The organism is Microbacterium sulfonylureivorans (genome assembly GCF_003999995.1).
GTDB lineage: Bacteria > Actinomycetota > Actinomycetes > Actinomycetales > Microbacteriaceae > Microbacterium > Microbacterium sulfonylureivorans.
In genome coordinates this window covers 421,241-433,154 of the sequence record NZ_RJAD01000003.1, presented here as the reverse complement: position 1 = coordinate 433,154, position 11,914 = coordinate 421,241, and the positions used below count along the sequence as shown (strand labels likewise).

The 11,914-nt window shown below is 71.2% G+C and carries 12 protein-coding genes; 9 read left to right on the top strand and 3 right to left on the bottom strand.

The genetic code is table 11. From position 1 onward, the window contains the following. The first annotated feature begins 81 nt into the window (after window positions 1-81). The 9 genes from EER34_RS15490 (at window position 82) to EER34_RS15450 (ending at window position 9,060) form a co-directional block, all read left to right on the top strand. On the top strand, window positions 82-1,047 hold the full coding sequence (locus EER34_RS15490) for a TadA family conjugal transfer-associated ATPase (protein WP_420845983.1): 966 nt from the start codon (window positions 82-84) through the stop codon (window positions 1,045-1,047). Beyond that, window positions 1,044-1,979 (top strand): type II secretion system F family protein, encoded by a 936-nt coding sequence (locus EER34_RS15485; protein ID WP_127476301.1) that lies wholly within the window; start codon window positions 1,044-1,046, stop codon window positions 1,977-1,979. Before EER34_RS15490 ends, EER34_RS15485 begins: the two co-directional genes overlap by 4 nt. Window positions 1,980-2,031: 52 nt before the next feature. Then, the gene (locus EER34_RS15480; RefSeq protein ID WP_127476299.1) at window positions 2,032-2,238 is read left to right on the top strand and encodes a DUF4244 domain-containing protein; all 207 of its coding nucleotides are present in this window, start codon (window positions 2,032-2,034) and stop codon (window positions 2,236-2,238) included. Further along, on the top strand, window positions 2,235-2,567 hold the full coding sequence (locus EER34_RS15475) for a TadE family type IV pilus minor pilin (RefSeq protein WP_127476297.1): 333 nt from the start codon (window positions 2,235-2,237) through the stop codon (window positions 2,565-2,567). The genes EER34_RS15480 and EER34_RS15475 overlap by 4 nt, the downstream gene beginning before the upstream one ends. Further along, window positions 2,567-2,884, top strand: a complete 318-nt coding sequence (locus EER34_RS15470) for an Rv3654c family TadE-like protein (protein WP_127476295.1) — start codon at window positions 2,567-2,569, stop codon at window positions 2,882-2,884. The genes EER34_RS15475 and EER34_RS15470 overlap by 1 nt, the downstream gene beginning before the upstream one ends. Window positions 2,885-2,952: 68 nt before the next feature. Continuing rightward, window positions 2,953-5,655, top strand: a complete 2,703-nt coding sequence (gene topA / locus EER34_RS15465; protein ID WP_127476293.1) for a type I DNA topoisomerase — start codon at window positions 2,953-2,955, stop codon at window positions 5,653-5,655. Further along, complete coding sequence (gene tmk, locus EER34_RS15460) at window positions 5,652-6,293, top strand: dTMP kinase (RefSeq protein WP_127476291.1); 642 nt, start codon at window positions 5,652-5,654, stop codon at window positions 6,291-6,293. The genes topA and tmk overlap by 4 nt, the downstream gene beginning before the upstream one ends. A 44-nt stretch (window positions 6,294-6,337) precedes the next feature. Then, window positions 6,338-7,513: a DNA polymerase III subunit delta' gene (locus EER34_RS15455; RefSeq protein WP_127476289.1), complete on the top strand. Its 1,176-nt coding sequence runs from the start codon at window positions 6,338-6,340 to the stop codon at window positions 7,511-7,513. Further along, a complete protein-coding gene (locus tag EER34_RS15450; protein ID WP_240642414.1) occupies window positions 7,510-9,060 on the top strand; it encodes an alpha/beta hydrolase in 1,551 nt (516 codons plus the stop codon). The genes EER34_RS15455 and EER34_RS15450 overlap by 4 nt, the downstream gene beginning before the upstream one ends. 51 nt (window positions 9,061-9,111) lie before the next feature. On the opposite strand, the gene EER34_RS15445 is transcribed toward EER34_RS15450, so the two are convergent. From EER34_RS15445 to EER34_RS15435, 3 genes are all read right to left on the bottom strand, one after another. Then, on the bottom strand, window positions 9,112-9,771 hold the full coding sequence (locus tag EER34_RS15445) for an ABC transporter permease subunit (RefSeq protein ID WP_205791686.1): 660 nt from the start codon (window positions 9,769-9,771) through the stop codon (window positions 9,112-9,114). Beyond that, entirely contained in the window at window positions 9,764-10,801 is a 1,038-nt protein-coding gene (locus EER34_RS15440; protein ID WP_127476287.1) for a methionine ABC transporter ATP-binding protein, read from the bottom strand. Before EER34_RS15440 ends, EER34_RS15445 begins: the two co-directional genes overlap by 8 nt. Before the next feature lie 78 nt (window positions 10,802-10,879). Beyond that, window positions 10,880-11,779, bottom strand: a complete 900-nt coding sequence (locus EER34_RS15435; RefSeq protein ID WP_127476285.1) for a MetQ/NlpA family ABC transporter substrate-binding protein — start codon at window positions 11,777-11,779, stop codon at window positions 10,880-10,882. Window positions 11,780-11,914: the final 135 nt, after the last annotated feature.

The following is an 11,914-nucleotide window of genomic DNA, read 5'->3' as shown; positions in this document are numbered from 1 at the left end:
CGGGCTTCGCCGCCGCCCGCAGACATCCGTTCCGCGCTCGTGCCGGCCCCGAGCGGGCCCGACCCGGACCGGGCGGGATGGATGCCGGTCCCGCCTCCCGGACGGCGGCCGGCGCGGCCGAGGCATCCGTCGATCGATTCGCTCGCGGAGTATCTCGACGACTCGCGCGTCACCGACCTCTTCCTCAACGGCGCCGCGGGGCTCTTCGTCGACCGCGGCGACGGACCCGTCCGCGCCGGCGGGTGGCAGCGCACCGAGGAGGAGGTGCGCGACCTCGCTGTCGCCCTGATCGGGCTCGGCGGGCGCCACATCGACGACGCGACGCCATGCGTCGACGTCCGCCTCGAGGGAGGCATCCGCGTGCACGCCGTCCTCCCGCCGGTGTCGGCCGACGGGACCGCGGTCTCGATCCGGGTGCCGAGGCTGGACCGGCCCGACCTCGACGATCTCGAGGCATCCGGCATGTTCGACGACTCGACGCGCGCGCGTCTGGACGACCTCGTCGCTCGGCGCGAGAACATCCTGGTCACGGGGGCCGCCGGCGCCGGCAAGACGACGCTGCTCGCGAGTCTGCTCAGCGCTGCTCCGGCGCACGAGCGGATCGTGACGATCGAGGACGTGGCCGAGCTGCGGATCGACCACCCCCACCATGTCCGGCTCGAGGCGAGGCAGGCGAACCTCGAAGGCGCCGGGGCCGTCGGGCTGGCCAGGCTCGTGCGCGAGGCGCTGCGCATGCGCCCCGACAGGCTCGTGGTGGGGGAGTGCCGCGGCGAAGAGGTGCGCGAGCTCCTGTCGGCCCTCAACACGGGGCACGACGGCGGCGCGGGGACCCTCCACGCGAACGGCCTTCGAGACGTCCCCGCACGGCTCGAGGCACTGGGGGCGCTCGCCGGTCTCGACGACCACGCCGTCGCGCGCCAGGTGGCCAGCGCGATCGGATGCGTCGTGCACGTCGAGCGCCGTGCCGACGGCGCGCGTCGCATCTCCGGCTTCGGGCGTCCGGTCGTCGACTCGTCCGGCCGCCTCGCGATCGAGGACTCGGCATGAGGCCGGCGGCGAGCCCGGCCGACGCCGGGGCGGCCGCGGCCGAGACCGTCCTCCGGCTCGCGGTGCTGCTGCAGGCGGGGGTCGCACCGGCGGCGGCGTGGGGGCACCTCTCCGACACGGGGGATCCCGCGGCCGCGCGCATCGCGGCGGCCTCACACGACGGGATGCCGCTGCCCGATGCCATCGCCGCGGCGGGTCCTGCACCGGGCCGTCCCGCCCGCAGATCGGGCGCCGCCGCAGAGGGGCCGGAGCGGGTGTGGGCCGACGTCGCGGCGGCGTGGCGAGTGGCCACGGGCGTCGGAGCTCCGCTCGCCGAGACGCTGCGCGCGGTGGCCTCCGCGCTCCGCGACGCGCAGGAGGCGGCCGACGACGTGCGTGTCGCCCTCGCCGAACCCGCGGGAACCGCCAGGCTCATGGGCTGGCTGCCGCTCGTCGCCGTCGGGCTGGGGGCCGCTCTCGGGTTCGACACGTTCGGCGTGCTGTTCGCACAGCCGTTCGGCATCGCCTGTCTCGTCGCCGGCGCAGCTCTCATCCTCGCCGCGCAGCGGTGGAACGCGGCGCTCGTGCGGCGGGCGCGTGCCGAGGGAGGCGTCCCCGGGATCGGGGCGGAGCTGCTGGCCATCGCACTGAGCGGCGGGGTGTCCATCGAGCGCGCGACGGCGATCGTGAGCGCCGCGGGCGCGCCGGCGGATGCCTCGACCGACCTCGTCCTCTCCCTCTCGCGCACCGCGGGTGTTCCGGCGGTCGAGCTCCTCCGCGCCTCTGCGGCGCTCTCCCGTCACCGCGCCCGCATCGAGGGCAGGCTGCGTGCCGCGCGTCTGAGCTCGCGGCTCCTGCTGCCGCTCGGCGTGTGCACGCTCCCGGCGTTCCTCCTGCTCGGCGTCGCACCGATGATGCTGAGCGTCATGTCGACGATGCCTCTCTCCTTCTGAGCCTCATCCATGCCACCGACCGTGCCCACCCACCGAATGACAGGAGTCGAAAGTGACAGTTCCCCCTCTCTCCCCGCGCCGCGCCGCGAAGCTCTTCGCCGACGTGCACGCAGACGACACCGGCGCGGCGACCGCCGAGTATGCGATTGCGACGATGGCCGCCGTCGCATTCGCGGGGCTTCTCGTCGTGATCATGCGCAGCGACGAGGTGCGCGGCATCCTCACCGAGCTGATCCGCCGCGCGCTCACGGTCGCATGACCCGCCGCCGACTCGGCGACGACGGATCCGTCGTCGCCGAGTTCGCGGTCGCGTTCCCCGCGATCGTGCTGGTGCTGCTGCTCGGCCTCGGAGTGCTCGGTGCCGGCGCCCGGCACGTGCGGCTGCAGGATGCCGTCGCCGATGCCGCGCGGCTCGCGGCTCGCGGCGAGTCGTCCGAGCGGGTCCTCGCCGCCGTCGCGGCCGTCGGGCCCGGCGCGACGGCCGCGACGCACACCGAGGGCGAGCTCGTGTGCGTCACCGGGTCCGTCCGCGCGGGCCTGCCGATCACGCTCACCGCGACCAGCTGCGCGCTGGCGGGCGGCCTCTGATGGCGGGAGCCGCCGTCGTGGTCGGCATGGTGGGAGGCGCCGCCGCCCTGACCGTCGCGCTCGCTGCGGTGGGATCGGCGGCCGTCTTCGGCCAGCGCCTCGCCGGGGCGGCGGATGCCGCAGCCCTCGCGGCCGCCGATACCGCCTCCGGTGCCGTGACGGGCGTACCCTGCGAACGAGCGGCCGAGGTCGCGGCCGTCGCGGGCGTCGCGATCGACGAGTGCGAGGTGGAGGGGCTGATCGCGACCGTGACCGTGTCGGCGCGCTTCGGCGCGTTCCCCGTCGCGGCGTCTGCGCGTGCGGGCCCGCCGTCATGAGCGAGGGCTCACAGCGACCACTCCGGGAAGACGCGTGTATGGTTTGCGTCGAAGAAAGGACGCCCCCGTTGGCAGAAGGCAAGAAGCTCGTCATCGTCGAGTCACCGACGAAGATGAGGTCGATCCAGGGCTACCTCGGCGATGGCTACGAGGTCCTCAGCTCGGTCGGGCACATCCGCGATCTCGCGGACAAGAAGGACATCCCGGCCGACAAGAAGCAGGCCTACGGCAAGTACTCCATCGACATCGACAACGGCTTCGACCCCTATTACGTCGAGAGCGAGCGCGGCCGCAAGACCGTCGCCGAGCTCAAGCGCGCGCTGAAGGGGGCGGACGAGCTCCTGCTCGCCACCGATGAAGACCGCGAGGGCGAGGCCATCGCGTGGCACCTTCTTCAAACGCTGAAGCCGAAGGTCCCCGTCAAGCGCATGGTGTTCCACGAGATCACCAAGGACGCGATCCGCGCGGCCGTCGACAACACCCGTGAGCTCGATCTCGCTCTGGTCGACGCCCAGGAGACGCGTCGCATCCTCGACCGCCTGTACGGCTGGGACGTCAGTCCCGTGCTGTGGTTCAAGGTCCAGCAGGGCACCTCGGCCGGTCGCGTCCAGTCGGCGGCGACCCGCATGGTCGTCGAGCGCGAGCGGGAGCGCATGGCATTCGTCTCGGCTTCCTACTGGGACATCGAGACGCTCGCGGTGAAGGATGCCGAGTCCTTCGCGGCTCGTCTGGCCCGCGTCGACGGCGCCGGACTCGCTCGCGGAACCGACTTCGACGACCGCGGTGTGCTGAAGAAGGCCGTGCTCGTCCTCGACGAGGATCAGGCGCGCGAACTGGCCGCCGCGATCGAGGCGGCGGCCGAGGCATCCGTCTCGAGCATCGAGGCCAAGCCCGGCACGCGCAGCCCGCGCGCCCCCTTCACCACCTCCACGCTGCAGCAGGAGGCAGGCCGAAAGCTCTCGATGAGCGCGAAGCACGCGATGAGCGTCGCCCAGCGTCTCTACGAGAAGGGCTTCATCACCTATATGCGCACCGACTCGACCGCGCTCAGCACGCAGGCCATCCAGGCTGCGCGCGAGCAGGCGGTCGCGATGTACGGCGAGAAGGCCGTGCCGCTCAACCCGCGCGTCTACGCCAGCAAGAGCAAGAACGCCCAGGAGGCGCACGAGGCGATCCGTCCGTCGGGCGACACGTTCCGCACGCCGGCATCGGTCGCGGGCGAGCTCGACCGTGACGAGCAGCGGCTCTACGACCTCATCTGGAAGCGCACGATGGCCAGCCAGATGTCCGACGCGAAGTACGAGACCACCACGGTCACACTCGCCGTCGATGCCGGCGACCGCCGCGCCGAGTTCACGGCGTCGGGAACGGTCTACACCTTCAAGGGCTTCCTCGAGGCGTACGAAGAGGGCAAGGACGAGAAGCGCGGCGACTCCGACAAGGCCGATGACCAGGCGCTGCCCGTGCTCGCCGTCGGCGACGTGCTGCGGCTCAAGGACGTCGAGCCCAAGGGGCACGCGACCAGCCCGAAGCCCCGCTACACCGAGGCGAGCCTCGTCAAGGCGCTCGAGGAGAAGGGCATCGGCCGACCGTCGACCTTCGCGAGCATCATCGACGTGATCCTCAATCGTGGCTACGTCACCAAGCGCGGTCAGGCGCTGATCCCGAGCTGGCTGGCGTTCAGCGTGGTCCGCCTGCTCGAGCAGCACTTCGCCGACCTCGTCGACTACGACTTCACCGCGGCGCTGGAGGACGACCTCGACGCCATCGCCCGCGGCGAGCAGAAGCGCGAGGACTGGCTGAAGGACTTCTACTTCGGCTCCGACGACCAGGTCGGCCTCCGCAACATCGTCGACAACCTCGGTGAGATCGACGCCCGCGCGCTCAACTCCACTCCGATCGGCGACGTCGCGACCCTGCGGTTCGGCAAGTACGGCCCCTACCTCGAGCTGCCCGATCCGGCGAACCCCGAGGGCGAGCCGCGTCGCGTCAACATCCCCGAAGAGCTCGCGCCCGACGAGCTCACGCCCGCCAAGGCGCAGGAGCTCATCGATGCTCCCGTCGCCGGCGACCGCGTGCTGGGCGAGAACCCGGCCAACGGCAAGCTCGTCCTCGTCAAGGACGGCCGGTTCGGCCCCTACGTGCAGGAGGCCGACCCGCCTGCGGCGGAAGAGGTCGACGAGGAGACCGGCGAGATCGTCGCGGCCCCCGAGCCCGCTCCGAAGAAGCGCGGCGCGAAGAAGGAGGCGGCGCCCAAGCCCCGCACCGCCTCCCTGTTCAAGTCGATGACGGTCGACACCATCGACCTCGACACCGCGCTGCGCCTGCTCGACCTGCCGCGCGTCGTCGGAGTCGACCCCGAGTCCGGCGCCGAGATCACGGCCCAGAACGGCCGATACGGTCCGTACCTGAAGAAGGGCACCGACTCCCGCACGCTCCAGAGCGAGCAGCAGCTCTTCGACATCACCCTGGACGAGGCGCTCGCCGTCTACGCGCAGCCGAAGTACGGCGCCCGCGGCGCCAGCAGCGCACTCAAGGAGTTCGAGGCCGACCCGGTCAGCGAGAAGCCGATCAAGGTGAAGGACGGCCGGTTCGGCCCGTACGTCACCGACGGAGTGACGAACGTCACGATCCCGCGGGGCCAGACGCCCGACGACATCACGTACGAGATCGCCGTCCAGATGCTGGCCGACAAGCGCGCGAAGGGGCCGGCGCCCAAGCGGACGACGACGCGGAAGGCACCGGCGAAGAAGGCCCCGGCGAAGAAGTGACCGGGAGTGAGGGCCGCCGCCGCGGGCTCTTCGTGACGTTCGAGGGCGGCGACGGTGCGGGCAAGACCACGCAGGCGTCGCTTCTCGAGGAATGGCTGTCGGATGCCGGCCGCACGGTGGTCCGCACCCGCGAGCCCGGAGGAACCGACGTGGGCGTGCTCATCCGCGACATCGTGCTGCATCACCGCGGCGGGGTCTCGCCCCGGGCCGAGGCGCTGCTCTACGCGGCCGATCGTGCGCATCACGTCGAGACCGTGGTCAGGCCGGCCCTCGAGCGCGGTGACGTCGTGATCCAGGACCGCTATCTCGACTCCTCGGTGGCCTACCAGGGCGCGGGGCGCGTACTCGGCCGCGACGAGGTGCGCAGTCTGTCGCTCTGGGCGGCCGAGGGCCTCCTTCCCGACCTCACCGTCCTCCTCGACCTCGACCCGGCGGTCGCGCGAGACCGCCTCGACGCCGACGACAAGCCGTTCGACCGCCTCGAGGCCGAGCGGGAGTCGTTCCACACGCGCGTGCGCGAGGAGTTCCTCGCGCTCGCCACGGCCGAGCCGGGTCGGTTCCTCGTGCTCGATGCGACGCTGCCCGCCGAGGACCTCGCGGGTGCGGTGCGCGCTCGCGTGGGCGCCCTGCTGGGCTGAGCTCGCTCAGGTACGGGTCGGTGGTCACGGTTAGGCTGACACCCATGGAATCCACGGCGACCGCGACTGCGACGACAGCGCCCGCCGAGGTTCCGTGGGGCGCGGTCTGGGGGCAGGACGACGCGGTCGCGGCGCTGCAGGACGCGGCATCCGACCCCGCAGCGCTCACCCATGCATGGCTCATCACTGGCCCGCCCGGATCGGGCCGCTCGACGCTGGCGTACGCCTTCGCAGCCGCCCTGATCGCCGAGCCCGGCGACGAGCAGGCGATGCGCCAGGTGCTCGCCGGCACGCATCCCGACCTCACGGCCCTGCGCACCGAGGGCGTGATCATCTCGATCAAGGACGCCCGTGCGCTCGTCGAGCGCTCCTACTTCTCGCCGTCCCTGGGGCGGCACCGCGTGATCGTGATGGAGGATGCCGACCGCATGGCCGAGCGCACCTCCAACGTCCTGCTCAAGGCCCTCGAAGAGCCGCCCGAGCGCACCGTGTGGGTCCTCTGCGCACCGAGCGACGCCGACCTCCTCCCGACGATCCGCTCGCGCGTCCGCACGCTGCGCCTGCGTGAACCGGACGTCGCCGACGTGGCGCGCCTGATCGTCGAGCGCACCGGCGCCGATCCCGCCGTCGCCGAGCAGTCCGCGCGGCACGCACAGCGCCACATCGGCATGGCGCAGCGACTGGCGACGGATGCCGCAGCCCGCGCCCGCCGCGACGACACGCTGCGTGCCGTCCTCCGAGTGCGAGGCGTCGGCGACGTCGTCGAGGTCGCCGGCCGCATCGTGCAGGCCGCGACCGACGACGCCAAGGCCCTCACCGCCGAGCGCGACGAGACGGAGCGCTCGTCGCTGCTGCGCACCCTCGGCATCGCCGAGGGGGCGGCCGTGCCGCCGGCCGTGAGATCGCAGCTCTCGGCCCTCGAAGACGATCAGAAGCGCCGCGCGACCCGCAGCCTGCGCGACGGCATCGACCGCGTGCTGACCGACCTCGAGTCGATGTTCCGCGATGTGCTGATGCTCCAGTTCGGCCGTGACGCCGAGCTGATCAACCGTGAGCTCGAACCCGATCTGCGCGCCCTCGCCGCCGCGTGGTCGATCGATCGCACCCTCGCGGTCGTCGACCGCATCGGCGAGACGCGCGAGAACGTCGAGCTCAACGCCGCACCGACCCTCGCCCTCGAGAGCATGCTCGTGACTGTCGCGAGCGGAAGGACTCCGTGAAAACTCCTCGTCGTGCCCGCCGCACCGTCGCCGTCGTCGCCGGGCTGCTGGCGGCATCCGTCGCGCTGAGCGGCTGCATCTCTGCGATGATCCTCGACTCCGGTGCTGCGCCGACCTCCTCTCCGGCACCCGACACCGAGGGCGTGTCGGCCGAACTGCTGCCCTACTACGAGCAGGGGCTCGACTGGACGGACTGCGGGGACGGGCTCGACTGCACCACGGTCACCGCGCCGCTGGACTGGGCCGACACCTCGAAGGGCGACATCGAGCTCTCGATCATCCGCAGCCGCGCGACCGGCGGTGAGCCGATCGGCTCTCTGCTCACCAACCCCGGCGGGCCGGGCGCGAGCGGCGTCGGGCTCATCCGCGACTCGCTGACGTATGCCGTGGGCGAGCCGCTGCGCGAGCAGTTCGACGTGATCGGCTTCGACCCGCGCGGCGTGGGGGAATCGACCGCGGTCCAGTGCTACGGCGCCGCCGACATGGACGCGTACCTCTTCGAGATCCCCGAGAACACGCGGGGGTCGGATGCCTGGACCGACGAGCTCGACGCTCGCAACACCGGCTTCGCCGAGGCGTGCGAGGCGAACAGCGACGGCATCCTGCCGTACATCACCACCGAGAACGCCGCTCGCGACATGGACCTCATCCGCGCCGTCCTCGGCGACCGCGAGCTGTCCTACCTCGGCTACTCGTACGGCACCTTCCTCGGTGCGACGTACGCGAAGCTCTTCCCCGACCGCGTCGGCCGTCTCGTGCTCGACGGCGCGATCGATCCGTCGATCCCCGGGCTCGACGTCGGCACGACGCAGGGGGTGGGCTTCGAGTCTGCGCTCCGGGCGTATATGGCGTCCTGCCTCGACGGGAGCGACTGCCCGTTCCGCGGCTCCGTGGACGACGCCATGGCCGACCTCGGCACGCTGCTGGCGTCGGTCGACCGCGACCCGATCCGCGCGGCGGACGGGCGGATGCTCGGAGCCGACGCCCTCATGACGGCGATCGTCGCGGCGCTGTACTCCGAGGACAGCTGGTCGTACCTGTCGATGGCGCTCGAAGGCGCGCTCGCGGGCGATGCCGAGACGGCCTTCCTGCTCGCGGACTTCTACTACAACCGCGAAGGCGGCGAGTACCTCGACAACTCGACCGAGGCTTTCCGCGCATACAACTGCATGGACTACCCGGCTGACGCCACCGATGAAGAGGTGGCCGCCGCCGAGGCGCTGCTCGCGGCGGAGGCTCCGACCGTCGCGCCGTACTGGGCCGGCCCCGACCCGTGCGAGGTGTGGCCGTACCCCGCGACGGGCATCCGCGAACCGATCGCGGCCGAAGGCGCCGCGCCGATCGTGGTCGTCGGAACGACGAACGACCCCGCGACCCCGTACGAGTGGTCGGTGTCGCTCGCGGAGCAGCTCGAGTCGGGCGTGCTCGTCACCCGCGTCGGCGAAGGGCACACGGGCTACAACAAGGGCAACGCGTGCGTCGACGAGGCCGTCGAGACGTATCTCCTCGAGGGCACCGTCCCGGAGGACGGACTCCGCTGCGAATAGCGGATGCCGCGTTCCGCCCGGTTGTGCGGGTGGGACGCAGCATCCGCTCGGCTAGCGGCGCAGCACGCGGCGGGCGAGGGCGTTCCCGAGGAACTGGACGCCCTGCACGATGATGATGATCACGATCACGGCCGACCAGGTCACCCACGGGTTGAACTGCTTGAAGCCGTAGACGATGGCGAAATCGCCGAGTCCGCCTGCCGCCACCGCGCCCGCCATGGCCGTCATGTCGACGAGTGCGACCACGATGAACGTGTAGCCGAGGATGAGCGGGCCGAGCGATTCGCGCGGGATCAGCCGGAACAGGATCCGCGACCGGCTGGCGCCCGCGGCCCGCGCCGCTTCGATGACGCCCGGTCGCACGGTCAGCAGGTTCTGCTCGACGATTCGGCTGATCGCGAAGAGCGAGGCGATGGAGATGACGAACACGCCGAAGTTCGTGCCGATGCCCGGGATTCCCACGCTCCGTGCGAGCGGCTGCAGCGCCGTGAGGAGGATGACGAATGGGATCGGCCGCACCGTGTTCACGACGACGTTGAGCGTGCCGAACACCGCCCGCTGCGGAAACAGGCTCCCGGCACGCGTGGCGTACAGCGCCACCCCGAGGACGAGCCCGCCGAGTCCGCCGAAGATGAGACTGAACGTCACCATGTACAGCGTCTCGGCGGTCGCCGCCCACAGCTCGGGAAGGAGGTCGATGAGCCTATCCACGGACGTCCTCCTCGATGAGCGGGGCGAACGCGGAGGCCGCGGTGATCGCCGCCGTGACGGCTGCGTCGTCGCCGGTGAGCGACAGCGTCAGGTGGCCGAACACCCGGCCGCGGATGTCGTTGATGCCGCCGTGGATGAGCTCGAAGCGAACGCCGTGCGCCGACAGGGCGGCGAACACGTCGGCCTGCGTTACGTCGCCGTCGCGGACGGTGAACGTGACGATCCGGCCCGGGTGACGGTCGCGGAGCGTGCGCAGCTGCTCGCCGGCGGGGACGTCCTCGATGATGCTCGCGACGAACCGGCGCGTGGATCCGTGCTGCGGCGCCGAGAGCACGTCGAAGACCGCACCGCTCTCGATGATCCGTCCGGCCTCCATCACCACGACGCGGTCCGCCAGGGTGCGGATCACGTCCATCTCGTGGGTGATCACGAGGATCGTGATGCCGAGCTCGCGGTTGACGCGCTGGAGGAGTCCGAGGACCTCCTGCGTCGTGTCGGGGTCGAGCGCGCTCGTGGCCTCGTCGGCGAGAAGGATGCGCGGGTTCGTGGCGAGGGCGCGGGCGATGCCCACCCGCTGCTTCTGGCCGCCCGACAGCTGCTCCGGGTAGCTGCGGGCCTTGTCGGCGAGGCCGACGAACTGCAGCAGCTCATCGACGCGCGATGCGATCTCGGCTCGCGACCGGCCGGCGATCTCGAGCGGATACGCGATGTTCTTGGCCACCGTGCGCGACTCGAAGAGGTTGAACTGCTGGAAGATCATGCCGATGTCGGAGCGCAGTTCGCGCAGCTCGCGTTCGCGGAGGCCGGTGACGTCGCGTCCGTCGATCTCGACCACACCCGAGGTGGGCGTCTCGAGAGCGTTGACGAGACGCAGCACCGTGCTCTTCCCGGCGCCGGAGTAGCCGATGATGCCGCACACCTCGCCGGCCGCGATCTCGAGGTCGACGTCGTCGACGGCGGTGACGGGGGGAACGTCCTTCGCGGGGGGCGGAAAGGTCTTGGAGACTCCGCTCAATCGGATGAGGCTCATGCTGCTTCCTGGAGACGTGCGTGTGCGGCCCGCTCGATCGAGCGGGCCGCACACGCCGCGGCCGTTGTCTGCCGGTGGTTACTGATTGGCGCGGATGTCGTCCTCGACGTCGGTGAGCGACGCCGCGAGGTCGGCGGCCGGGGTGTCGACGAAGACAGCGGTGCCGCCGGAGGCCTCCTGGACGCCGTCGAGCACGTCCTGCGAGTTCTGGTAGATCTCGACGAGCTTCAGGTAGGTCGGATTGTCGGCATCCTCGGCGCGCGCGGCGAAGATGTTGATGTACGGCAGCGCGTTCGGGTCGGTCGGGTCGTCGACGGCGATCGCGTCTTCGAAGGTCAGTCCGGCGTCGGCGACGAAGTCGTTGTTGATGATCGCGGCCGCGACATCGGGCAGCGACGTCGCAGTGAGGGCCGCGTCGAGGGCCTCGACCTTGACCTTCGACGACGGTTCGACGTCGGCGACGGTCGAGAAGATCGAGCCGCCGTCCTTCAGCTCGATGAGCCCGGCCGACTGCAGCACGAGGAGGCCGCGGGCCTGATTGCTCTCATCGTTCGGCACGGCGACGGTGGAGCCCTCCGGAATGTCCTCGACGGAGCCGTACTGCGTCGAGTACAGGCCGAGCGGGTAGATCGCCGTGGCGCCGATGGGCTGCAGGTCGTCGGAGCTCGCGACGTTGTAGGTGGCGAGGTAGATCACGTGCTGGAACTGGTTGAGATCGAGCTCGTCGGCCGACAGCGCCGGGTTGGGCTGCGTGTACTCGCTGAAGTCGACCAGCTCGACCTCGATGCCCTCCGCGGCTGCGGCTTCCTTGTAGGTCTCCCAGTAGGGGTCGCCGGCTCCCACGACGCCGATGCGCACGACCTCGCCCGCTCCGGACTCGTCGATGCTGCCGGAGTCCGCTTCGGCGCCCGCGCATCCGGCGAGGAGGAGAGCGAGGGGGAGGGCCGCTGCGGCCGCGATCGTGAACTTCTTGGACATCTGGTGCTCCTGTGTGCGTCAAGCCCGCGACGGGGTTCGACCACGAGCACGATCGCTCGACCGCGCTCGCTTCGTCGCGGTACTTCTTCGACGCTACGTTCGCCCCTGCGGGGGGCCGAATCGGTTCGTAACACG

Excerpts from the sequence above, each read along its gene's own strand:
- EER34_RS15440 (WP_127476287.1), bottom strand. The coding sequence starts at position 10,801 with ATGAGCCTCATCCGATTGAGCGGAGTCTCCAAGACCTTTCCGCCCCCC.
- EER34_RS15470 (WP_127476295.1), top strand. The coding sequence starts at position 2,567 with ATGGCGGGAGCCGCCGTCGTGGTCGGCATGGTGGGAGGCGCCGCCGCC.
- EER34_RS15490 (WP_420845983.1), top strand. The coding sequence starts at position 82 with ATGCCGGTCCCGCCTCCCGGACGGCGGCCGGCGCGGCCGAGGCATCCG.
- EER34_RS15475 (WP_127476297.1), top strand. The coding sequence starts at position 2,235 with ATGACCCGCCGCCGACTCGGCGACGACGGATCCGTCGTCGCCGAGTTC.
- EER34_RS15455 (WP_127476289.1), top strand. The coding sequence starts at position 6,338 with ATGGAATCCACGGCGACCGCGACTGCGACGACAGCGCCCGCCGAGGTT.
- EER34_RS15435 (WP_127476285.1), bottom strand. The coding sequence starts at position 11,779 with ATGTCCAAGAAGTTCACGATCGCGGCCGCAGCGGCCCTCCCCCTCGCT.
- EER34_RS15485 (WP_127476301.1), top strand. The coding sequence starts at position 1,044 with ATGAGGCCGGCGGCGAGCCCGGCCGACGCCGGGGCGGCCGCGGCCGAG.